Genomic DNA, 23688 nt, shown 5'->3' with positions numbered 1-23688 from the left:
TTTGGCTTCCCCCTAAATGAAGTGCAGTGGAGTGCATGTGCCTCCGCTGAGAGCCGGCTGTGAGCGTCGTCGGCTTGACTGAATCTTGATCTCGAACCGAAGAAACACCTTTCCAGGAGGCTTGGATGCACAACGACGGGAATGTAGTGCCTTTGCACAAGGCCGCTACAGATCAGGCGACCGCTTCGCCGCTTGCCCGCCTGCCTGTGATTCTGCTTCAGGTCCGAGACAAGGCCGCCCAGCAATTGCGCCACGGCTTGCAGGAACTGTTCGATAACGCTGATGACACCCTGTTCGAAATGGCCGATCGGGCCCGCAACAACGTCGAGCAAAACACCCTCTTCGAAGCCATGCGCGACCTGCGGCTGAAGCGCAAGAGCATCGAGCGCGGTTTCCTGGAGGCGTTCTTCCAGGCTTTTGCCTGCCTGGTGCAGTATGACCCGGCCCTGGCCATTCCCCATGCCGTGGTCTACGACCCATCACTGGATCCGTCCCACGATGACTTGGAAAAGACCGTCGCGGTGGATGCCATGGTGGCCAAGGTGCTCAACCGTGATGGCTTCGCCCTGGGGCAGTTGACGGAGCGCCTGAGTGTGCTGCTGGGACGGCGCCTGGTGGATGGGGACAACCCCCTGGGGCCGGCGCTGCTCTGCGAGTATTTCCTCCAGGCCGGGCGCAGCCTGGGGGTGGAAATCAAGGTCAAGCTGATCATCCTCAAGTTGTTCGAGCGTTATGTGCTCAGCGATGCCGAACAACTCTATGCCGAAGCCAACCAACTGCTGATCGCCACCGGGATCCTGCCGGAACTGATGCCTGCTCCGGCCCGCCGGGCGGCCGATCGAGCCCAGGCCGAGGCCCGTGCGGCAGCGACCGAGGGGGGTACGGCGAAATCCAGCCAGTCGCAGCTCGACGAGAGCGTGCAGGAAGTTTTCGCCGCCCTGCAGACTCTGCTGTTTCATGTGCGTGGCAGCGTGGCGCCGACCCTGGAAGCCAGCGCCGAAACCCAGCCGATTTCCACCCGCGACCTCATGCGCCTGCTGTCGCACCTGCAGCAATACGTGCCGGCGCCCAGCGCCCAGGACGATTTCGACCTGCGCAACCAGTTGGAACAATTGCTCACCCGGGTCAGCGTCAAGAGCGGCAAATCCCGGGTGGTGGATGTGGCCGATGAAGACGTGATCAACCTGATCGCCATGCTCTTCGAGTGCATTCTCGATGACCGCAACCTGCCGGACTCGCTCAAGGCGCTGATTGGCCGCCTGCAGATTCCCATGCTCAAGGTGGCGGTGCTGGACAAGAGTTTCTTCAGCCGCGGCAATCACCCGGCCCGGCGCCTGCTCAATGAGATCGCCGCTGCAGCCATGGGCTGGGGCGGTTGCGATGACCACCAGCGCGACAGTCTGTACCTGCGGATCGAGCAAGTGGTGCAACGCCTGCTCAGCGAGTTCAGCGATGACCCGGCGATCTTCTCCGAGCTGCTGGCGGACTTCCTGGCCTTCACTGCCGACGAGCGGCGTCGCGCCGAGTTGCTGGAGCAGCGTACCCGTGACGCCGAGGAAGGGCGGGCCAGGGCCGAACTGGCCCGGCGCCGGGTAGAGCAGGCCCTGAATGACGCCCTGCTGGGCAAGGTGTTGCCGCAGAAGGTGGTGGATTTTGTCCGCGAAGCCTGGAGCCAGGTGATGCTGCTCAGTTGCCTCAAGCACGGCGACGACTCGCCAGAGTGGCAAACTGCGGAGCAGACCCTGCTGGAGCTGATCTGGAGCGTGCAGCGCCATGAACAGCCGGATACTGCCATGCGTCTGCTGGCGCTGGTGCCGGGGTTGCTCAAGGGCCTGCGCGAGGGTTTGAGCGCGGCGGCTTTCGATCCTTTCGCTACCAGCGAGTTCTTCAGCCAGCTGGAGCTCCTGCACTTGCAGGCATTCGAGCGCGAGGCTCAGGCCCCGCAACTGCAGGGTGCCGTCCTGGAAGCAGACCCTGCACACATGATCGTGGTGGCCGAAGAGATTGTCCTGCCCAGTGCCGAAGAGGGCCCGCTGGAAGTCGCGCCGCTGGCGTTGCCGGCCAACGACCCCAGCGTGCAATGGGTGGATCAACTGCGGCTTGGGGCCTGGGTCGAGTTCCTGGAAGACGAGGACAACACCCTGCGCTGCAAACTGGCGGCGATTGTTCCACATCCGGTGGCCAAATACGTGTTCGTCAACCGCACCGGCATGAAGGTGCTGGAGCGTACGCGCATGGGCCTGGCCCTGGAGTTCCAGCGCGGCGCAGTGCGCGCCCTGGATGACACCCTGCTGTTCGACCGCGCCCTGGAATCGGTGATCGGCAACCTGCAGCGACTCAATCACGGCAAGTGATCGCAACCCGAGGGGATAACGCGGCATACTGGGCCACCCAAGGCTTTAGTTGAAGGAATCGGTATGCGGCTGGACCCTGCCACGGGGTGGTGTCATGGCGTACGGCATTGCCCGTCACCCAATTTCAATGAACGTCCGGCGGGCGAGATTTCCCTGCTGGTGATTCACAACATCAGCCTGCCGCCGGGGCAGTTCGGCACCGGCAAGGTGCAGGAATTCTTCCAGAATCGCCTTGATGTCACAGAGCATCCCTATTTTGCCGGGATCGCCGATCTGCGTGTTTCTGCGCATTTTCTGATCGAGCGTGACGGCGCCGTCACCCAATTCGTTTCCTGCCTGGATCGGGCCTGGCATGCCGGTGTCTCGAGTTTCCAGGGGCGTGAGACGTGCAACGACTTTTCCCTGGGCATCGAACTGGAAGGCACCGATGATCAGCCTTTCAGCGATGCTCAATATCACTCGTTGATCAGCCTAAGCAGGCAACTGCGCCGGGCCTTCAGCGACATCACGCCACAACGGATCTGCGGGCATAGCGACATCGCGCCCGGGCGCAAGACCGATCCGGGCCCGGGATTCGACTGGGCACGCTTTCGTGCCGCCTTGGAGAAGGGGGAAGGACAATGAGTTTTCTGGTGTTGCTGTTGGCGGTGTGGATCGAGAAGTTCTCGGCCCTGCGCCAGCGGGTGCAGCGTGATGGCTGGTGGCTGGGGGAACTGGCGCGTCTGGAGTCGAGCCCGCGTATGGCCGGGCATCCGTGGTGGCTGCTGATCGTCATGGTGTTGCTGCCGGTGGCGCTGCTCGGGCTGTTGCTGCTGGTGCTGGAGCCCATCGCCTATGGCTTGCTGGCGCTGCCGGTGCACCTGCTGGTGGTGATCTACGCCCTGGGTCGCGGCGATCTGCTGGGTGAGCTGGGCCCGTTCCGTGACGCCTGGCGGCGTGAGGATCTGCAAGCGGCAGCCCATGTCGCAGAACGTGACCTGGGCATCTGCGCCGAAAATGGCGAACAACTGCTGGAGCGAGTGCAGGGCCACCTGCTGTGGCAGGCCTTCCAGAGTTTCTTCGCGGTGATCTTCTGGTACTTCCTGCTGGGGCCGGTAGCGGCCCTGAGCTATCGCCTGTTGGCTCTCGCCGCCGAACATGGCAAGAACCCCGCCCTGGTCGAACGCGCGGGGCAGTTGCGACATGCCTTCGACTGGTTGCCGGTGCGCCTGCTGGCGGCGAGTTTTGCCCTGGTGGGCAACTTTGTCGCAGTCGGCCGGGTGATGCTCCACGAGTTGCTCAACTGGCATATCGGTGCCGCGCAGTTGGTGGAAAAGGTCGGCCTGGTGGCCGCGGAAATCCCGCCGCCGGAAGTCGGGCCCGAAGGTATCAACAGCCTGGATCGTATCTGGGAGCTGTTGTTGCGGGCGGCGGTGCTCTGGTACGCCGGCTTTGCCCTGTGGACCGTCCTGGCCTGAGGTGACCAAGGGCTGGCCCCAACCGCCCACCGAGGGTTTTCTGGCGCAGCGCATCGCAGAGAGTGCGACGGCTGCGCCTTCGATCGGCAGCAAGCTCCCTCGCCACAGCCCGCGAGCTGTCCCCTGGATGCCGCGCTGGCGGTTAACTTTAAGTTACAAAACCTCCCACGAAATTGAGCTATACAGACGGAGCGCCGAATAGTGGCTATCTGCTGCCTTCGCCTGCCTGCCAATAACAATAAAAGAAAAGGGAGACTTCTTTGTGAAGAGCTTGCTCTATCCCGCTGTCGCGCTGATGAACCGCCTGAGCTTCGGCATGAAGTTCAGCCTGATCAGCGTGCTGTTCTTTCTACCCATGCTGGTGACCAACTTCTATCTGGTGCGCGACTCCTACCGCGAATTCCAGGGCACCCGGGTCGAACTGCAAAGCCTCGACCTGCTGGGCAGCAGCCTGGCCCTGCGCCGAGACCTGGAAACCCTCAATAACCTGGTGCAGATCAACGCCAGCCTCGGTCAGTCCGGCAAGGCAGGGGACCTGGAAGGCAAGATTGTGGCCCTGGAGAAATCCGTGCTGGAACGCCTGCAGGCCTTGCAGGCGGTAACCACGGACCCACAGCAGGTGGAGGTCTTCAACGCCAAGCGCGATGAACTGATTGCCGCCTTCAAGACCCAGCAAGTGGAAAGCTCGCTGCTGAACAAAAGCGGCCTGATCGGCAAGTTGCTGGGCAGCGCGCAGTTGTTCAGCCAGATCATCGCCAGCCAGTCGGGCCTGAGCCGCGATGGCCAGGGTGACATTCGCCAGCTCAGCGAGCTGATCACCAGCGTCACCCCGCAGGTTACCCAGCTCCTCGGTGAAGGCCGGGCCATGGGCGCCTACTCCCTGGGCCAGGGGTTCCTCAATTCCTCGTCCAGCACGCGTTTCGACGAATTGCTGGTGCAGATCGAAAAGCTCCAGGCCGAATACGGGCTCAAGTTGCAGGATGCCCTGGGGTCCAGCCGCGCTGCCCACGATGCTCTCGACACGCTGGCCACGACCAGCAAGGGCAGCCTCAAGCAGGCCAGCGAGCTGTTCGAGGAGCAGGTGGTGATGGCCGATACCCTGGATGCGCCCTGGCAGGCCTTCTACGACCAGGTCAGCGGGCTGATGGCGCAGACCTACCAGCTCAATGAAGGCACCTTGAAATTCCTGGATGTCGAGTTGCAAAAGCGCCTGGAGCAGAACCGTCGCCACATGGTGCTGCTGGTGGCGGCCCTGGCCCTGGTGTTTCTCTCCATCGTCTACCTGTACGGCGGTTTCTACGCTTCCACCCGCACCACTCTGCGGCGCCTGGGCGCGATGATGGACAAGGTAGCGGCGGGGGACATGACCGTCAGCTTCACCGCCCACAGCCGCGACGAACTGGGGGAACTGGGCAGTGTGTTCAACGGCACCGTGCTGAAAATCCACGACCTGATCGAGCGGGTTGGCCACACCGTCAGTGAGGTGGAGCGCCAGGCCGGGCAAGTGCAGAGTGTATCGGCCCAGAGCAATCAGGCCGTGGCTGGCCAGCGCACCCAGATCGAGCAAGTGGCCACGGCGATGAACCAGATGTCCGCCACCTCCCAGGAAGTGGCTCGCAGCGCCGCGGCGGCGGTCAGCAGCGCCCACAGCGTGAATGACGAAACCATCAGCGGCCGCGGGCTGGTGGAATCCCAGCAGGGCAGCATCGCCCGGCTGGCCAGCGAGATCGACCAGTCGGTGCTGGTGATCAACCAGCTGGCCAGCGACAGCCAGTCCATCAGCCGGGTCCTGGAGGTGATCAAGAGCATCGCCGAGCAGACCAACCTGCTGGCCCTCAACGCGGCCATCGAGGCGGCGCGCGCCGGTGAGCAGGGCCGGGGCTTTGCGGTGGTGGCCGATGAAGTGCGGACCCTGGCCAAACGCACCCAGCAGTCCACCGAGGAGATCGAGGACATGATCGGCAAGCTCCACGGTGGCGTCAGCGCGGCGGTCAAGGCCATGGGCAGCAGCCACGCCATGGCCAACGGTACGGTGGACCAGTCGGAAAAGGTTCAGCAGGCGCTGGAAAATATCCTTGGTGCAGTAGGCATGATCGTCGACCAGAACCAGCAAATCGCCGCGGCCGTGGAGCAGCAGACCGCGGTGGCCCACGACATCGACCAGAACATCGTCGAGATCAATCGTGCCGGTGAGCGCACTGCCGAGGGCGCGCACCAGACCGAGGATGCCAGCCGGCAGCTGTCTGCCCAGGTGGTGCAACTGAAGCAATTGATTGGCGCTTTCCGCGTCTGAGCAACGTGCTCCTGCTCTTGGCGAGGCCCCGGAAACCAAGGGCTTCGCTGCTTTGCATACAATCGGTAGTAAATGAATGCTTTGTTTGTCGCGTGTTTCCTGTTTTCCTGCGCGTCTGATTTTTCAGCCCCGGTGATCCCGCAGGCTGTTCGACCAGTTGGCCATGTGCCTTGCATGGCCCTGAGGAAATACGTTGATGACTGCCACTTCTGGAATCCAGGGCCGTTGCGCCCATTGCCAGACCCTCCTTGAACTCGAACCCTGGCAACTCAATGCCATGGCGTTGCAGGAAGCCTTCAACTGCAACCATTGCCACAAACCGCTGAAGCTCAGTTGCCCCGAACAGATCAAGCGCCTCAGGTCCCTGGGCTCGCTGGCCACCCTGCGCGCGACCATGATCGTGCTGTGTGCCACGGTGATATTGGTGACACTGGTGCTGGAGTGGGTCGGGCTGGTAAGCCTGGCTCAGCAACTGAGCGTTTCGGCATTGATGCTGGTGAGTTACCTGTTGGTGATGATGGCTGCCCGCCGGCGCCAGCGCCGACCGTTGCAGCTACAGGCCGGCTGAAGGCCAGCCGAACAGCTCGCAGGCGTTGCGGGTGCTGGCGCTGGCCAGTTGCTCGGGCGTGATGCCGATGATCTGCGCCAGGGCGGCGCAGATGGCCGGCAGGTGCTGCGGGCTGTTGCGCTGGCCGGGAAACATGGCAGGCGCCATGTCCGGCGAGTCGGTTTCCAGCACCAGGGCGTGCAGCGGCAGCTCGGCGATCACCTTGCGCAGGCGCAGGGCCTGGGGCCAGGTCGCGGCGCCCCCCAGACCCAGCTTGAACCCCAGCTTGAGGTATTCCCGGGCTTCCTCGCGGCTGCCGGCGAAGGCGTGGATAATGCCGCCACGCTTGAGCTTGAAGCGCTTCAGGCTGGCGATCACCGCCGCGTGGCTGCGCCGAACATGAAGCAGGGCGGGCAACTGGAAATCTGCCGCCAGCTGCAATTGCGCTTCGAAGAGTGCCTGTTGGCGCTCGCGATCCAGGTGCGCAAGAAAGTAGTCCAGGCCGATCTCGCCCACCGCGCACACTTGTGGGTGCCCTGCCAGCCGGGTCAGCCAGTCACCCAGTTGCTGGATATGTTCCGGGCGGTGATCGTCCAGGTACACCGGGTGCAGGCCAAAGGCCGCGTACAGCTGCGAGTCGCTTTGCACCAGATCCCAGAGCCGCTGCCAATTGGCCTGATAGACCCCCAGCACCACCATTCGCGAGACGCCCAGGGCGCGGCTGTCTGCCAGCAGCGCCCCGCGATCGGCATCGAAATCCGCGAAATCCAGGTGGGTGTGGCTGTCGATCAGCTCCACGGTTCAGCCCTGTTGGATGCGCTGTTTGAAGGTCCGCGCGATGGCCTGCACGCCGGGCTGGTAATGCGCCTCTTCAATGGCGGCCAGGGCCAGTTGCAGGGCTTTTTCGGCGATCAGTTGATGCTGCTGGGCCATGGCATTGACCGGCAGCGGCAGGAAATCCAGCAACTGGGTATCGCCAAAGGTGCCCAGGCGCAGAGGCCGGGATTTCAGCGGGAAGTCGTGCAAGGCATCGAATACCCCTTGCAGCAGTACATAGGAGGTGGTCACCAGGGCGTCTGGCAGATGGCCCAGGCGCTGCAGCAATTCCTCCATCAGCTGGCGGCCGCAATCACGACTGAAGGCTTCGCCGTGCTCGATCAGCACCTCGCCGCCGAAACCCTCGAGGGCCTGGCGGAAACCGGCGGCGCGCTCCTGGCTGATGCTCAGTTCCGGGCGCGCACCGATCAGCACGATCTGCTTGGGCTCAGGCTCAAGCAGGCTCTGGGTCAGGTGCAGGCTGGCTTGCAGGTCATCGCTGATCACCGAGCAGAACAGCTCGGGCGGCATCACCCGGTCGATGGCGATGATCGGCAGGCCCTGGGCCTGCAACTGCTGGTAGCTGTCGTCTTCCGGCGGCAGGCAGCTGGCGACGAACAGCGCGTCGCAACGCCGGGCGCGGAACAGCTGGAGCAATTGCCGCTCGCTGTCCGGAGCGTCGTCGGAACTGGCGATCAGCAGCTGATACCCTCGGGCCCGGGCGCCTTGCTCCAGCAGCTTGGCGATGCGTGCGTAGCTGGGGTTCTCCAGGTCCGGGAGAATGAAACCCAAGGTACGGGTGTGCCGGCTGCGCAAGCCGGCCGCCTGGGGGTTGGGAGTAAAGCCGTGTTCTTCCACCACCGCCCGCACCCGTTCCACGGTGGCGTTGCTGATGCGTTGTTGTTCGGCCTTGCCGTTGATGACGTAACTGGCGGTGGTCACAGACACACCGGCCAGGCGAGCGATATCACTGAGTTTCAACCCGGGATTTCCTTGTTTTTGGTGCTTGCCCCGATATTTTCGCCAATCCTACCTGATCTGGGCAGGCGACCAACGTCGGAACCGGCAATCGACCAGAAGGACTTCAAGCGCTCGAGATTATGGAGTAACGTACCAAACTTGCTAGATTAAACGTTTCAGCAAGCGTATTTTCTAGGCCGAAGCCCGAACGGAAAACGCCCCTGCCAGGCACCGAGTCCCGTTTGTGGCAGTAAAGACGCCTACGCTGCTTACTTAAAACAATACCTAGCGCCGCCCCCTGCCGCGCTAAATAGGAGAAGCCATGCTCGAGCTCACTGTAGAGCAGATATCCATGGGCCAGTCGGCTGTGGATAAGTCCGCGGCGTTGCACTTGCTGGCCGGCAAATTGGTGGCGGACGGCCTGGTGGCCGAGGGTTACCTGGCTGGCCTCCAGGCCCGCGAAGCCCAGGGCTCGACCTTTCTTGGCCAAGGCATCGCCATTCCCCATGGCACCCCGGAAACCCGCGACCAGGTCTTTGCCACCGGCGTGCGCCTGCTGCAGTTTCCCGACGGCGTGGATTGGGGAGACGGGCAGATCGTCTACCTGGCCATCGGCATCGCGGCTAAATCCGACGAGCACTTGCGACTCCTGCAACTCCTGACCCGCGCCCTGGGTGAAACCGACTTGGGCCAGGCCCTGCGCCGCGCCAGCTCTCCCCAGGCCCTGCTCAAGTTGTTGCAGGGCGCACCCCAGGAACTGGCGCTGGACGCACAGATGATCGGCCTCGGTGTGGCGGCGGAAGATTTCGAAGAACTGGTCTGGCGCGGTGCTCGCCTGCTGCGCCAGGCCGAGTGCGTGAGCAACGGCTTTGCCGCGGTGCTGCAACAGGTGGAGGCGCTGCCCCTGGGTGACGGCCTGTGGTGGCTGCACAGCGAGCAGACGGTGTTGCGCCCGGGGCTGGCGTTCGTCACCCCGGACAAACCCATCCGCTACCTGGGCCAGCCCCTCAGCGGCCTGTTCTGCCTGGCCAGCCTGGGGGAAGCCCACCAGGCCCTGCTGGAGCGCCTGTGTGCGCTGCTGATCGAAGGCCGTGGCCAGGAATTGGGCCGCGCCACCAGCAGCCGCGCAGTCCTGGAAGTGCTTGGCGGCGAGTTGCCTGCGGACTGGCCCAGCGCCCGCATCGCCCTGGCCAACGCCCACGGCCTGCATGCGCGCCCGGCCAAGGTGCTGGCGCAACTGGCAAAAAACTTTGAAGGCGAGATCCGCATCCGCATCGTCGATGGCAAGGATTCTGCGGTCTCGGTCAAAAGCCTGAGCAAGCTGCTGAGCCTCGGGGCCCGGCGTGGCCAGGTACTGGAACTGATCGCTGAACCCAGCATTGCCGCCGATGCCTTGCCCGCGTTACTGGCAGCCATCGAAGAGGGCCTGGGCGAAGAGGTCGAGCCATTGCCGGCTGTCAGCACGCCTCGGCAAGAGCCACAAGAGGTCGTCGAGCCGCTCAGCGCCCCGGCCTCCGGCAGCCTGATCCAGGCCATCGCCGCTGCGCCCGGCATCGCCATCGGCCCGGCCCATATCCAGGTCCAGCAAAGTATCGATTACCCACTGCGGGGCGAGTCCACCGCCATCGAGCGCCAGCGCTTGCAGCAGGCCCTGGCCGAGGTCCGCGAGGACATCCAGAGGCTGATCCAGCGCAGCCAGGCCAAGGCCATCCGCGAAATCTTCATCACCCACCAGGAAATGCTCGACGACCCCGAACTGAGCGATGAAGTGGACACCCGCCTCAAGCAGGGCGAAAGCGCCGAAGCGGCGTGGATGACCGTGATCGAAAGCGCCGCCAAACAGCAGGAAGCCCTGCAGGACGCCTTGCTCGCCGAGCGCGCCGCCGACCTGCGGGACATCGGCCGCCGGGTGCTGGCGCAACTGTGCGGCATTGAAACCCCGGCCGAGCCGGACCAGCCCTACATCCTGGTGATGGATGAAGTCGGCCCTTCGGACGTCGCGCGCCTCGATCCGACCCGGGTCGCCGGTATTCTCACCGCCCGCGGCGGCGCCACCGCCCACAGCGCCATCGTCGCCCGGGCCCTGGGGATTCCGGCCCTGGTGGGCGCGGGGGCCAGCGTGCTGCTGATCAAGTCCGGCACGTCCTTGCTGCTGGACGGCCAGCGCGGTCGCCTGCATGTCGACGCTGATAGCACGACCTTGCAACGGGCGGCCGAAGAGCGCGACAACCGCGAGCAACGGCTCAAGGCGGCCGCCGAACAACGCCATCAACTGGCCCATACCGCCGATGGTCACGCGGTCGAGGTGTTCGCCAATATCGGCGAAAGCGCCGGTGTCGCCGCCGCCGTGGAAAACGGCGCCGAGGGCATCGGCCTGCTGCGCACCGAACTGATCTTCATGGCCCATCCCCAGGCCCCGGACGAAGCCACCCAGGAAGCCGAATACCGCCGTGTACTCGACGGCCTCGCCGGGCGTCCGCTGGTGGTGCGCACCCTGGATGTGGGCGGCGACAAACCGCTGCCTTACTGGCCCATTGCCAAGGAGGAAAACCCCTTCCTCGGCGTGCGCGGCATCCGCCTGACCCTGCAGCGGCCACTGATCATGGAAGCGCAATTGCGCGCGTTGCTGCGCTCGGCGGACAACCGCCCGCTGCGGATCATGTTCCCCATGGTCGGCAGCGTCGAAGAGTGGCGCCAGGCCCGGGACATGACCGAGCGCCTGCGCCGGGAAATCCCCGTGGCCGACCTGCAACTGGGGATCATGATCGAAGTGCCGTCCGCCGCCCTGCTGGCGCCGGTGCTGGCCAAGGAAGTGGACTTCTTCAGCATCGGCACCAACGACCTGACCCAGTACACCCTGGCCATCGATCGTGGCCACCCGACCCTTTCCGCCCAGGCCGATGGCCTGCACCCGGCAGTGTTGCAACTGATCGACATCACCGTGCGTGCCGCCCACGCCCATGGCAAGTGGGTCGGGGTCTGCGGCGAGCTGGCGGCCGACCCGCTGGCGGTGCCGGTGCTGGTGGGCCTGGGGGTGGATGAACTCAGCGTCTCCGGACGCAGCATCGCCGAGGTCAAGGCGCGGATCCGCGAACTGCGCCTGGCCCAGGCACAAACCCTTGCTCAACAGGCCCTGGCCGTCGGCAGCGCCAACGAAGTGCGCGCCCTAGTGGAGGCCATGTAATGGCGAAGATTCTTACCCTGACCCTCAACCCGGCGCTGGACCTGACGGTGCAGCTGGCGCGCCTGGACACAGGGCAGGTCAACCGCAGCGACGCCATGTACACCCACGCCGCTGGCAAGGGCGTGAATGTGGCCCAGGTGCTGGCTGACCTCGGCCATCAACTGACCGTCAGCGGCTTTCTCGGGGAAAACAATCCACAGGCGTTTGACGCGTTGTTTGCCCAGCGCGGGTTTGTCGACGCCTTTATCCGTGTGCCCGGGGACACTCGCAGCAACATCAAGCTGGCCGAAGGCGACGGGCGCATTACCGATATCAACGGCCCAGGGCCCGAGGTCAGTGAAGCCGCGCAACAGGCCCTGCTTGAACGCCTGGAACAGATCGCTCCCGGGCATGACGCGGTGGTGGTGGCCGGCAGCCTGCCGCGTGGGGTCAGCCCCGAATGGTTCCAGGCCCTGCTGCTGCGTTTGAAAAACCTCGGTCTTAAAGTCGCCCTCGACACCAGCGGCGCTGCCTTGCGCGCCGGCCTGGCGGCAGGCCCCTGGCTGGTCAAGCCCAACACCGAAGAGCTGGCGGACGCCTTGGGCAGCCCGGTGGTTTCAGTGGGCGGGCAGGCCGAGGCTGCGCGCCAGTTGCGCGCCCAGGGCGTCGAGCATGTGGTGATTTCCCACGGCGCCGAGGGGGTCAACTGGTTCAGCGCCGCGCCGTCCCTGCAAGCCTTGCCGCCCAAGGTCCGCGTGGTTAGCACCGTAGGCGCCGGCGACTCGCTGCTGGCGGGGATGCTCCACGGCCTGCTCAGCGCCCAGCCGTTTGAACAGACCCTGCGCACCGCCACGGCGATTGCCGCCATGGCCGTGACCCAGATCGGTTTCGGCATCAGCGACAGGGTGCAACTGGCCCGGCTGGAGCAGGGGGTGCGCGTGCATCCCCTCCTAGAACAATAAGAGGGTTGCCCATGAAGTTAGCCATAGTTACCGCCTGCCCCAACGGCATGGTCACCAGCGTGCTCTGCGCCCGCCTGCTGGACGCCGCGGCGCAGCGCCAGGGCTGGAGCACCAGCGTCGAAGTGCACGATGAAGCGCACCCGGAACGCCAACTCTCGGCGGCCACCATTGAGGCCGCCGAGTGGGTGCTGGTGGTCAGCACCGGGCCTGTGGATATGTCGCGTTTTGTCGGCAAGCGGGTGTACCGCAGCAGCCCGTCCCAGGCCCTGCAGGATGTCGATGCAGTGCTGCGTCGCGGTGCCGAAGAGGCCCAGGTCCATGTCGCCACCGAGGCCAGTGCCGAGCCGGTGCTCGAAACAGGCAAACGCGCCCCGCGGCTGGTAGCGATCACTGCCTGCCCGACTGGCGTGGCTCACACCTTCATGGCCGCCGAGGCCCTGCAGCAAACCGCCAAGCGCCTGGGCTACGACCTGCAAGTGGAAACCCAGGGCTCGGTGGGCGCGCGCAATCCGCTGAGCGCCCAAGCCATTGCCGAGGCCGACGTGGTGCTGTTGGCGGCGGACATCGAAGTGCCCACCGAGCGTTTTGCCGGCAAGCGCATTTATCGCTGCGGCACCGGCGTGGCCCTGAAACAGTCCGAGGCGACCCTGAACAAGGCCCTGGCCGAGGGCCGGCTGGAGTCCTCCGCAGCAGGCGCCCAGACACCGGCCAAACAGGAAAAGACCGGGGTCTACAAACACCTGCTGACCGGGGTGTCGTTCATGCTGCCGATGGTGGTGGCGGGCGGTTTGATGATTGCCCTGTCCTTCGTCTTCGGCATCACCGCCTTCAAGGAGGAGGGCACCCTGGCCGCGGCCTTGATGCAGATCGGCGGCGAGACCGCCTTCAAGCTGATGGTGCCGCTGCTGGCGGGTTACATCGCCTACTCCATCGCCGACCGCCCAGGCCTGGCGCCGGGAATGATCGGTGGCATGCTCGCCAGCACCCTGGGCGCGGGTTTTATCGGCGGCATCGTCGCCGGCTTCCTCGCCGGTTATGCGGCCAAGGCGATCAATAAATATGCGCGCTTGCCGCAAAGCCTGGAGGCGCTGAAACCTATCCTGATCATCCCGCTGCTGGCCAGCCTGTTCACCGGGCTGGTGATGATCTACGTGGTGGGCAAACCCGTGGCGGGCATGCTCGAAGCCCTGACCCACTTCCTCGACAGCATGGGTACCACCAACGCGATTCTGCTCGGGGTACTGCTGGGCGGCATGATGTGCGTCGACCTGGGCGGGCCGATCAACAAGGCGGCCTATGCGTTCTCGGTAGGGCTGCTGGCGTCCCAGAGCTATGCACCGATGGCCGCGACCATGGCGGCGGGCATGGTACCGCCCATTGGCCTGGGCATTGCTACCTTCATTGCCCGACGCAAATTTGCCCAGACCGAACGCGAAGCCGGCAAGGCCGCCCTGGTATTGGGCCTGTGCTTTATCTCCGAAGGCGCGATTCCGTTTGCCGCCAAGGACCCGCTGCGGGTGATTCCGGCGAGCATCGCCGGCGGCGCCCTGACCGGGGCTTTGTCGATGTACTTCGGCTGCAAACTGATGGCGCCCCACGGCGGCCTGTTCGTCATGCTGATCCCGAATGCCATCAACCACGCCCTGCTGTACCTGCTGGCGATTGTCGCGGGCAGCCTGCTGACGGCGGTGGTGTACGCGTTGGTGAAGCGGCCTGAGGCGGTGGAGCTCGCCCTGCAACCCACCTCTTCGTAGGAGCCGGCTTGCCAGCGAAGAGGCCCTTGAGCCTTGCGCCGTTCCGGCCGACGCCTTCGCTGGCAAGCCAGCTCCTACGGAGGAGGGCGCGCCACCGCAGTTTCGTAGGAGCCGGCTTGCCGGCGAATAGGCCCTTGAGCCTTGCACCGTTTCGGCCAACGCCTTCGCTGGCAAGCCAGCTCCTACGGAGGAGGGCGCGCCACCGCAGTTCTGTAGGAGCCGGCTTGCCGGCGAAGAGATCCTCAAGCCTTGCACCGTTCTGGCTGGCGAAGACGTCCTCAAGCCGGGCTCGCCCTTTTTCCTCGCCGCTCAACTTCGCCGCACCTGCTATTGCAGGCCGCGCCCAGGGCTTATTGCGGCTTTCTCCAGCGGCCACCGTCGGCCAAGTCTCTTTCTTTTGTAAGGGGTTTCCGAGACACTCCTTGGCGCTTGCGGCTGGGTACTCAGCTCACTAGGCTCGGTTCGTCACTGAATATTCAGTGATCGGGTTTAGCAGCTCGATAAGTCTCAGACGTATAAGCGCTATCTCTTCCTTGGCCGGATCTTGTTCTGGCCAGCTTGTTATGGCGGCTGTACGTGGGGCACCTTCGGGTGCGCCGGGTTCCTGAGCCCTGGTCTGCTAACCCGCGTCCAGCCGCCACCTTTCGTTTAGCAGCGATGGGTGATGGCTCTACTGCTCGGGAGCTACACCATGAAAAAGATCGTCCCCGATCCGCCTGTTTCCCATTCTGTTTCCCGTCGCAATCCAGACCACGATCTGGCCAACGAAGTGGTTCGTTATGCCTTGGTCAACAATGCGCTGAGCCGTTCGTTGGTCACTGCGTTGAAACCCACGGCGGGTGGTCCTGCGGGCACCGACTCGCCCTTCACCGTCCGCCCTGGCATCAGCGCCGAGGAAGCCTTGCTCCACGTTTCCATGCTGCTCAAAGCCGCCGAAGAGGTGTCCGACGAGATCACCGAGCAGGCCAGCGGCGTCGAGCGTGGCCTGATCTGGTCCCTGGTGCATTCGGTGGAAATGGCCCGTGGCGTGGTCGATGCCTTGCTCGATGGCAATCGTCGTTCTCCGAGCTGAACCGCTGTTGCAGCGCAGGGAAGGCTTGCTCCCATTCGGATAGCTAAAGCGTTAGGGCATGGCCAGTGGGAGCAAGCGTACGCCAAGGCTGCAGCACTCAATCGGCCTTCATCGACGCAGCAGCAGGCCCACGAAAATCGCGCCAGCCACGCCCACGGTAATCATCAAACCATGGGGGCTGAGGTAGGACACGCTGGCGCCGGTTACCACAGGCCCCAATACGCTGCCCAGGGTGTAGAACAGGGCGATGGCGGTCATGGCCGTGGACATTTGCTGTTCTTCGACCCGGTCGCCAGCTTCGATGACCGCCAGGGTGTTCATTCCGCCAATGGCGCCCCCCCAGGCAAACACCAGCACGGTTGTCAGCCAGGGCACCGACTGGCTGAACGGCAGTGCCAGGGCTCCGGCCAGGAGCAGCAGGCCGCACATCCGTTGGCTGTTCTTGTAGGAGCTTTTGTCCGCCAACCAGCCGATGGGCAGTTGCAGCAGGGTGCCGCCCGCGCCGAACGCAGTCACCAGCAAGGTGGCGGCGGTCAGCAGGTAGCCGGCCGAGAGGCTGTACCCGGCAAGGAAGGACAGCGACGAGGTCTCGGCAAAACCCGCCAGGAAGGCCCCACATAACGCCACGGGGATGGTTCGGAACAACTGGCCGCGGTGTTTTTCCCGGGGTGTCTGCGGTTGGCAGTCGTGGCCTTTCAAGTTCAGGGCCAGAGCGGCGGACATGCAGATCAGCACGGCGCAGGCGTAATACGGAGCAGGGCCTTGGACGCCGGAGACCACCAGCAACAGGGGGCCAACGGCAATGCCCAGGCCCATGAGGGTTTCATGCACGCCAATGGCTCGGCCGCGCTCGTTTTTCGAGGCTACGGCGACGATCCAGGTGTCGCAGGCGATCCAGCGCAGGATCAGGCCGATGCCCAGGACGAAGTTCAGGGCGAACAGGCCGATCAGGTTGTGTGTCTGGCTCATGCCGATCAGGGCCAGGATGCTTAACAGCGCACTGAGCAGATTGGCCCTGACCAGCCCCAGGTGCCCGAGCAGGCGTGGGACGACGCGATACAACAGCAGGATCGCCAGCCAGGAAGCACTGATGATCAGGCCGATCTGCGCCGGCTCCACGCCTTGCTGCTCCAGGGACAGCGATAGCAGCGGGGTGATGCTGCCGATCTGCACCACCTGGGACAGCACCGACAGGCTGTTGATTTGCGTCAGCGCCCACCAGCGTTGTCTATCGCTGTACTCGAGGCTCGGGTGTTCCATCGATCACGTGCCTGGGGGAAGTGGAAATACGCACGGCGCTTGGGGCCTTGCCCGAGCGCTCGGTTATAGCATTCGGCGGCTTGGACGTTTGAAATTACGAATTCTAATTTTATAGCTCACAGGAATAACCGATGCGGAAAAGGAGCCTCTGTCACACCCCCTTCATCCCCACTGCCTAAGGTGTGCTTTTTGACCATTGTCAGGGAGTCACCATGAGCGAGTTCAACCTCGGTCGTCGTCGGATCATGCAAATCGCCGGGGCGGGGCTGTTGATGCCGAGCCTGGCGCCGGCGGTGATCGCTTCGGTCAAGGATCGGCCGCAGCTCACCGACGGGGTGCAGTCCGGGGATCTGCTGGGGGATAAGGCGATGATCTGGAGCCGCAGCGATCGTCCGGCGCGGATGGTGGTGGAGTGGGACACGCGAAGCCTGTTCAGCAACCCCCGGCGCTCTGTTTCGCCCCTGGCCGATGCGCGGACCGACTTCACGGCGCGGGTGGAGTTGACCGGGCTGCCGGCCAATCAGGCGATCTTCTATCGGGTGACCTTCGAGGATGCCCAGTCCGGCGTGGCCAGCGAGCCCTGGTTCGGCCATTTGCGCAGTGCGCCTTCGCAACGCCGGGACATCCGTTTTGTCTGGAGCGGCGACACGGTAGGGCAGGGCTTCGGCATCAACCCGGATATCGGCGGCATGCGCATCTACGAGGCAATGCGCCTGCGCCTGCCGGACTTCTTTATCCACAGCGGCGACACCATCTACGCCGACGGCCCGGTGCCGGCACAGTTGACCGTGGAAGACGGGCGCATCTGGCGCAACCTCACCACCGAGGCCAAGAGCAAAGTGGCCGAGACCCTCGACGAATACCGGGGCAACTACCGCTACAACCTGATGGACGAAAACCTGCGCCGCTTCAACGCCGAGGTGCCGCAGATCTGGCAGTGGGACGACCATGAGGTGGTCAATAACTGGTCGCCGAGCAAGCAGCTGGACGAACGTTACGTGGTCAAGGACATCCAGACCCTGGTGGGCCGCGCGCGCCAGGCCTGGCTGGAGTATTCGCCCATGCGCCGGCAGAGCGCCGATGGCGGCGGGCGCATCTATCGCAAGCTCAGCTATGGGCCGTTGCTGGATGTGTTCGTGCTGGACATGCGCAGCTATCGCGGCCCCAACGATGACAACCTCGGCGGCGAGAAACCTTTCCTCGGCCGCGAGCAACTGGATTGGCTGAAGCGTGAGCTCAAGGACTCCTCGGCTCAGTGGAAAGTGGTGGCGGCGGACATGCCCATTGGCCTGGGCGTGCCCGATGGCGAAGTCAGCCCCGGGGTGGCGCGCTGGGAGGCGATCGCCAACGGCGACCCGGGCTCGGCCCAGGGCCGCGAGCTGGAGATTGCCGAGCTGCTGGCGTATTTGCGCAAGCATCAGGTGCGCAACCATGTGTGGCTGACGGCGGACGTGCACTACTGCGCGGCTCACCACTACCACCCGGATCGGGCGGCGTTCCAGGATTTCGAGCCGTTCTGGGAGTTTGTCGCCGGCCCCCTGAACGCCGGGAGTTTCGGGCCCAATGTGCTGGACAAGACCTTCGGCCCGGAAGTGGTGTTCCAGAAGGCGCCGCCAGCGCAGAACACTTCACCCTTTGCCGGCTTCCAGTTCTTTGGCGAAGTGCAGATCGATGGGCAAACGGCAGAGCTGAAGGTAATCCTGCGGGACCTGGATGGCGTGGCGGTGTACGAGCACAACCTGCAACCGGCGTAACCATCCCCGCCAACGCCCCGTCCCGTAGGAGCCGGCTTGCCGGCGAATAGGGCCCGTGAGCCTTGCGCTGTTCTGAAGGGCGCCTTCGCTGGCAAGCCAGCTCCTACGGAGGGTGCGGCACGATTGATGTAGGAGCCGGCTTGCCGGCGAAGAGGCCCTTGAGCCTTGCGCTGTTCAGACGGGCGCCTTCGCTGGCAAGCCAGCTCCTACGGAGGGGGTAGCAGGATTGGCGTAGGAGCCGGCTTGCCGGCGAAGCGTCTGACGCCTCAGTAAACGTCGCGGCGGTAGCGACCCTGTTCAATCAGGCGTTCGACGTGGTCTGCGCCCAGTACCTCGATGAGCACCTGATCCACCCCCGACGCCATGCCCTGCAAGCTGCCGCAGATGTAGAGCGCGGCGCCATCGTCCAGCCATTTTTTCAGCTCGTCCGCCGCCTGGCGCAGGCGGTCCTGGACGTAGATCTTCTCGGCCTGGTCCCGGGAGAACGCCAGGTCCAGGCGGCTCAGGTCGCCCCGGGTGCGCCATTCCTGCAGTTCATCCTTGAAGTAGAAATCATGCTCGGCATTGCGCTCGCCAAAGATCAGCCAGTTGCGTTGCTGGCCCTCGGCGATCCGCGCCTTGAGCAGGCTGCGCAAGCCCGCCAGCCCGGTGCCGTTGCCCAGCAGAATCAGCGGGCAAGGTTCGGCCGGCAGGTGGAAGCCGCTGTTGCGCCGTACCCGCAGGCTGATGCTCGAACCCACCGCAGCATGCTCGGTGAGCCAGCCGGAACCGATCCCCAGGCTGCCGTCGGCGTGGCGTTCCTGGCGTACCAGCAGCTCCAGGCAACCGTCGGCGGCAATCGAGGCGATGGAGTATTCGCGCATGCTCAGGGGCACCAGGGCATCCACCAGGGCCTGGGCGTGCAGGCCCACCAGGTGGGTGCGGTTTTCTGGTAGCTGGCGGCTGCCCAGGGCTTGTTCCAGGCTCTCTTCCAGGCCGTCGAGCTGGACCCTGGCCTCGCCGGAAAGCCCCAGGCCGTCGAGGAAGTATTCGACCATCCACGAGCTGTTGCGCGGCATGACTTCCACCAGGTCGCCAGCCAGCCAGCTGCTGGCGCTGGGGGCCAGCAGTTGCAGCAGGTAGACCCCGGAGCCGCTGCTGTCGGGGTTGAGCAGGGTGCGGCTCTTCAGGGTCCAGTTGTCGAAGGCCGGGGCCTGCCACAGGTCTACCGGGGCATGCCCGGTGAGTTGGCCCAGTTGCTGCTGCCAGTGGCGCAGGGCGTAGCTGTCGCCGCTGTCCACCTCGATGGGGGCGAACAGGGTGCTGCCGCCCTGGTTCGACAGCCAGTCGTGCAGGCGTCGGGCAAAGCCGCAGAAGTGCTGGTACTGGCGGTCGCCCAGGCCGAGCACGGCGTATTGCAGGCCTTGCAGCGACAGCTCGCGGCCCAGCAGCTTGCGCTCGAAGCCGCGGGCGCTGTCCGGTGCTTCGCCGTCGCCAAAGGTGCTGACCACGAACAGCGCGCGCTGAGCGTCACGCAGGTCCTGTTCGCTGAGATTGCTCAGCGGCTGGACCTTGGTCGCCACCCCGGCAGCCTGCAATTGCCCGGCGGTCTGCCAGGCCAGCTGCTCGGCAAAGCCGCTCTGGCTGGCGAAGCCGATCAGCCACGCCGAGCCGTCGGGGGCGGTACTTTCCAGGCCCTGGCGGGCCTGCTTGATCTGGCGCTTCTTGCGTCGGCGATCCAGGTACAGCAGCCAGCCGGTGACGAAGAACAGCGGCATGGTCAAGGAGGCCAGGGTCAGCAGGATGCGCCCCACCAGGCCGAAGTAGCTGCCCACGTGCAGCGCGTAGACGCTAGTGAGCAACTGTGACTTGAGGCTCTTGTCGGCGTAGCGGTCATGACGGCTGATCACCCCGGTGGCCGGGTCCAGGGTCAGTTGGTTCAGCGCCCGTTCGTGGGGGGAGGTCTTGAGCAGGTAGAACACAGTCGCCGGCTGCCCGGCCACGGCAGGCATACGGATGTTGTAGGCGTTGAGATCCTTGCCGGCGGCGCTGTAGATGCTGCTCCACATGGCGTTGTAGTCCGCCACCGGGGCCGGGCCCTTGGGCGGCGGGCCACCGCGGCCGCCACGCTGGCGTTCGCTGTGTGGCGCATCGGAGAGCAGCTTGGTCAGGCCCTCCCGGTACCAATCGTAGGACCAGTACAGGCCGGTGAGGGCGAACAGCAGGTAGAACAGCAGGCACCAGGTGCCGAACACGGCGTGCAGGTCCCAGTTGAAGCCGCGGCCTTTCTTGGCCCAGTCCAGGGTCAGCCACACCCGCCAGTTGCCGACCTGGCGCGGCCAGCGCAGGTACAGCCCGGACAGGCAGAAGAAGATCAGGATCAGGGTGCAGGCGCCGGTGATCTGCCGGCCGGTGTCGCCGATGGCCAGGAAGCGGTGCAATTGCAGCATGAAGCCGAAGAAGTCCTGGCCGACGGCGTCGCCCATGAACTCGCCGGTATAGGGGTCGAAGTAGCGCATCTGGCCACGGCGTTCCCCCGGCGGCGGGGTGAAGAACACCCGCGCGGCGTTGCCGCTGTCGGTCTCGACCCAGAGCATGGACACCGTCTTGCCTTCGGCGGCCTGGATTTTTTCCACCAGTTCGGCGGGCGGCAGCACCCCGGCGGGGAGCTTGTCGACTTGCAGCACCGATGGATTGAGGGCGCGCAGGATTTCGTCCTGGAACGACACGGTCGCCCCGGTGATGCCCATCAGGGCCAGGATCAGCCCCGCGCTGATGCCGAAGAACCAGTGCAGCTGGAACAGGGTTTTCTTCAACACGTCACTCGCCTTGTTCGTCCAGAGAGAGGAAACACGGCGCGCATTATGCCGTGTGTTGTCGAGAAGCATTCGTTTTTACATGCAAAAGCCCCAGGCATTGAAATGCGTGGGGCTTGGGCGCCTGTGGCCGTGGCCACAGGAAGGTCTTGCGCTGGATCAGAAGTGGAAGTTGGCACTCATCAGCGCGGTACGACCGGCCGCCTGGTTGGCGAAGTGCGCCGCGTAGGCCTTGTCGTAGTAGGTCTTGTCGGTCAGGTTCTGCACGTTCAACTGCAGGTCGACGTTCTTGGTCAGCTTGTAGCTGGCCATGGCGTCGTAGCGGGTGTAGGACGGCACGTACAGGCTGTTGTTGTTATCGCCCCAGACCTTGTCGACGTAGAAGGCGCCACCACCGATGGTCAGCTTCTGGGTCAGGTTATAGGTGGTCCACAGGCTGAAGCTGTTTTTCGGCGTATTTGGCAATTCATTGCCCTTGGCCGGGTTGGCGAGGCCACTGACTTTACCGCTGCGATCACCGCTGGCGCCCGGATCGACGATGGTGCTGTCCAGGTAGCTGTAGCCCGCGAACACTTGCCACTTGTCGGTCAGCTTGCCGCTCGCGGTCAGCTCAAGGCCGTCAACTCGGGTCTTGCCGGCGTTTTCGTAGGTGTAGTTGCTGCTCAGGACCCGGGTGTTTTCCTTTTCGGTACGGAAGATCGCACCGGTCAGTGCCAGACGGTCGTTGAACAGGTCCCACTTGGTGCCGATCTCGTAGTTGACGGTTTCCTCGGGTTTCATGTCGCTGACGATGCTGGTCGGCGTGCCGGAAGTGGTGGGAAACGGGTTGGGCTCGGCGCCGTTGTCCAGGGTGCTGCCGACCGGTGTAGCCGAGGTGGCATAGGAGATATAGACGCTGCCGTTGTCCTGCGGCTTCCATACCAGGCCCAGTTGGCCAGTCACGAATTCGCTGGTGTCCTCGGCCTTGAAGGTGGTGGCGCGCGCGGTGTTCTTGGTCTTGGCCTGGGTTTCGAAGTGGTCGTAGCGCAGGCCCATGTTGACCAGCCACTGCGGGGTCAGCTCCAGAGTGTCGGCAAAGTAGATGGCCCGGGTGGTGCCTTCGGTGTCGGTGCCCGCGTAGTTGCGGCTGATGGTGCCGGCATAGGCGTCATCCGGAGTCGGATTCGACAGCGAAGTACAAACGCCAGCAGGCTGCGGCACGTTGCACTTGATATTGGCGTTGTTGGAAACGGTGTAGCCACTTTTGCTCGAGGATTCGTCGGACAGTTCGATGCCGGCGGAGAAGTTGTTCTTGAAGCCGCCCAGCACGAACTCACCATACAGATCGGTCTGGTTGGTGGTGGTGTCGGTGTTCGACACCCGGGTGTTGGCCCGGCGCCAGACGGTGCCACTGCGCACGTTGCCCTGGCTGTCGTCCGGCTGGGTCAGGATGTAGTCCTGCATGCTGGTGCCGTGACGGAAAGTGTTCTTCAGGGTCAGCGAGTCATTCAGGTCGTGCTCAATGGCGAAGGTCGCGGTGTCCACGCGGGACTTGCGGAAGTCGCGGTCGGTCAGGCCATAGAAGTTGCTGCTGTCGCCGCCGTTGACCGGTTTGTCCGGATGGGCCGCGGTGTGGGCGGTGCCCATGGAATAGCCGTAGGGAATGCCCGAGTCCGGCAGGTCATCGCTTTCCAGGTGGTAGTAATCGAGGAATACCCGGGTGTCGGTGCCTAGGCCGAAGGCCAGGGACGGGGCGATGCCCCAGCGGTCGTAGTTGACCTTGTCTCGTCCGGCGACGTTGCTTTCATGGCTCATCAGGTTCAGACGGCCAGCGGCGGTATCGCTGAACTGGTAGTTGCCATCCAGGGTGTAGCGCTGGGTCTGATCGGAGCCCCAGGTGAAGCCACCGTCCAGGGAGTTGCCCAGGTGCGCCTTCTTGCTCACCAGGTTGATGCTGCCGCCAGCGGCGCCACGGCCGCCCATGGCCGAGTTAGGGCCTTTGCTGACTTCGATGTTTTCAACTGCGAAGACTTCGCGGCTTTGGGCACCTGTGTCGCGAACGCCGTCCAGGTAGGTGTCACTTTGGGCGTCGAACCCCCGGATGAACGGACGGTCGCCTTGGGGGTTGCCGCCCTCACCGGCACCGAAGGTGATACCGGGCACGGTACGCAGGGCGTCCTGCAGCGAGGTGGCCGCGGTGTCCTTGAGTACTTGCTGTGGCACCACGGTCACCGAGCGTGGGGTGTTCACCAGCGGCGCGGTGTACTTTTTCGAGGAGGAGCTTTCGACCTTGTAGGACGTCTGGTCCTGGGCCTCACCGGTAATGCTGGTGGCTTCCAGGGCAATGGCTTTGCCCGAAGTCTTCTGCTGAGTCTCTTCAGCCGCCTGGACCATATGGCCTGCGGAGCCGGCGGTGATCGCCACGCCAATTGCAGACGCCAGCAGGCGTGGTGAACTGACAGCGGATGGTGGTTGTTGGCGTGACATGTTTTTCCCCTCCCCAAGGATTTGAGGCGGCGGAA

15 protein-coding genes and 1 pseudogene are annotated in these 23688 nt (G+C 64.4%); 11 read left to right on the top strand and 5 right to left on the bottom strand.

The window, feature by feature from the left end; all coding sequences use genetic code 11:
* The first annotated feature begins 125 nt into the window (after positions 1–125).
* The 6 genes and pseudogenes from A9971_RS15830 (at position 126) to A9971_RS15810 (ending at position 6672) form a co-directional block, all read left to right on the top strand.
* Positions 126–2354, top strand: coding sequence for a DUF1631 domain-containing protein (locus A9971_RS15830; RefSeq protein WP_011059209.1), 2229 nt, complete (start codon positions 126–128; stop codon positions 2352–2354).
* Between the two features lie 63 nt (positions 2355–2417).
* Entirely contained in the window at positions 2418–2978 is a 561-nt protein-coding gene (gene ampD / locus A9971_RS15825) for a 1,6-anhydro-N-acetylmuramyl-L-alanine amidase AmpD (protein WP_011059210.1), read from the top strand.
* Positions 2975–3811 (top strand): regulatory signaling modulator protein AmpE, encoded by an 837-nt coding sequence (gene ampE, locus A9971_RS15820; RefSeq protein ID WP_011059211.1) that lies wholly within the window; start codon positions 2975–2977, stop codon positions 3809–3811. The genes ampD and ampE overlap by 4 nt, the downstream gene beginning before the upstream one ends.
* 295 nt (positions 3812–4106) lie before the next feature.
* Positions 4107–5246, top strand: a pseudogene (locus A9971_RS33215) (HAMP domain-containing protein); the annotation flags it as partial.
* Between the two features lie 144 nt (positions 5247–5390).
* Entirely contained in the window at positions 5391–6104 is a 714-nt protein-coding gene (locus A9971_RS33210; protein ID WP_404944722.1) for a methyl-accepting chemotaxis protein, read from the top strand.
* Positions 6105–6300: 196 nt separating this feature from the next.
* Positions 6301–6672, top strand: coding sequence for a hypothetical protein (locus A9971_RS15810; protein WP_019095647.1), 372 nt, complete (start codon positions 6301–6303; stop codon positions 6670–6672).
* On the opposite strand, the gene A9971_RS15805 is transcribed toward A9971_RS15810, so the two are convergent.
* Positions 6658–7449 (bottom strand): TatD family hydrolase, encoded by a 792-nt coding sequence (locus tag A9971_RS15805; protein WP_183001329.1) that lies wholly within the window; start codon positions 7447–7449, stop codon positions 6658–6660. The genes A9971_RS15810 and A9971_RS15805 overlap by 15 nt on opposite strands.
* Positions 7450–7452: 3 nt before the next feature.
* A complete protein-coding gene (gene cra / locus A9971_RS15800) occupies positions 7453–8448 on the bottom strand; it encodes a catabolite repressor/activator (RefSeq protein WP_011059214.1) in 996 nt (331 codons plus the stop codon).
* 301 nt (positions 8449–8749) lie between these two features.
* On the opposite strand from cra, the gene ptsP reads away from it, so the two are divergent.
* The 4 genes from ptsP to A9971_RS15780 all read left to right on the top strand — a co-directional run bounded on the left by ptsP (position 8750) and on the right by A9971_RS15780 (position 15378).
* Positions 8750–11611, top strand: a complete 2862-nt coding sequence (gene ptsP, locus A9971_RS15795; protein ID WP_053156338.1) for a phosphoenolpyruvate--protein phosphotransferase — start codon at positions 8750–8752, stop codon at positions 11609–11611.
* Positions 11611–12552: a 1-phosphofructokinase gene (gene pfkB / locus A9971_RS15790; RefSeq protein WP_183001330.1), complete on the top strand. Its 942-nt coding sequence runs from the start codon at positions 11611–11613 to the stop codon at positions 12550–12552. Before ptsP ends, pfkB begins: the two co-directional genes overlap by 1 nt.
* An 11-nt stretch (positions 12553–12563) precedes the next feature.
* Positions 12564–14306, top strand: a complete 1743-nt coding sequence (locus A9971_RS15785; RefSeq protein ID WP_183001331.1) for a PTS fructose-like transporter subunit IIB — start codon at positions 12564–12566, stop codon at positions 14304–14306.
* 691 nt (positions 14307–14997) lie between these two features.
* Positions 14998–15378, top strand: a complete 381-nt coding sequence (locus A9971_RS15780; protein ID WP_152685945.1) for a DUF6124 family protein — start codon at positions 14998–15000, stop codon at positions 15376–15378.
* 108 nt (positions 15379–15486) lie between these two features.
* Here A9971_RS15780 and A9971_RS15775 read toward each other — a convergent pair whose 3' ends face one another.
* A complete protein-coding gene (locus A9971_RS15775; protein WP_183001332.1) occupies positions 15487–16638 on the bottom strand; it encodes an MFS transporter in 1152 nt (383 codons plus the stop codon).
* Between the two features lie 212 nt (positions 16639–16850).
* Between A9971_RS15775 and A9971_RS15770 the strand changes: the two genes are divergently transcribed.
* Complete coding sequence (locus A9971_RS15770) at positions 16851–18392, top strand: alkaline phosphatase (RefSeq protein WP_183001333.1); 1542 nt, start codon at positions 16851–16853, stop codon at positions 18390–18392.
* A gap of 266 nt (positions 18393–18658) precedes the next feature.
* Here A9971_RS15770 and A9971_RS15765 read toward each other — a convergent pair whose 3' ends face one another.
* Complete coding sequence (locus A9971_RS15765) at positions 18659–21190, bottom strand: sulfite reductase flavoprotein subunit alpha (protein ID WP_183001334.1); 2532 nt, start codon at positions 21188–21190, stop codon at positions 18659–18661.
* 156 nt (positions 21191–21346) lie between these two features.
* Positions 21347–23653 (bottom strand): TonB-dependent siderophore receptor, encoded by a 2307-nt coding sequence (locus tag A9971_RS15760; RefSeq protein ID WP_183001335.1) that lies wholly within the window; start codon positions 23651–23653, stop codon positions 21347–21349.
* Positions 23654–23688: the final 35 nt, after the last annotated feature.

Origin of the sequence: Pseudomonas sp. UME65 (assembly GCF_014170225.1) — a bacterium.
GTDB classification, from domain to species: domain Bacteria; phylum Pseudomonadota; class Gammaproteobacteria; order Pseudomonadales; family Pseudomonadaceae; genus Aquipseudomonas; species Aquipseudomonas protegens.
The sequence above is the reverse complement of the archived record's forward strand: the minus strand, read 5'-3'. Positions and strand labels throughout refer to the sequence as shown.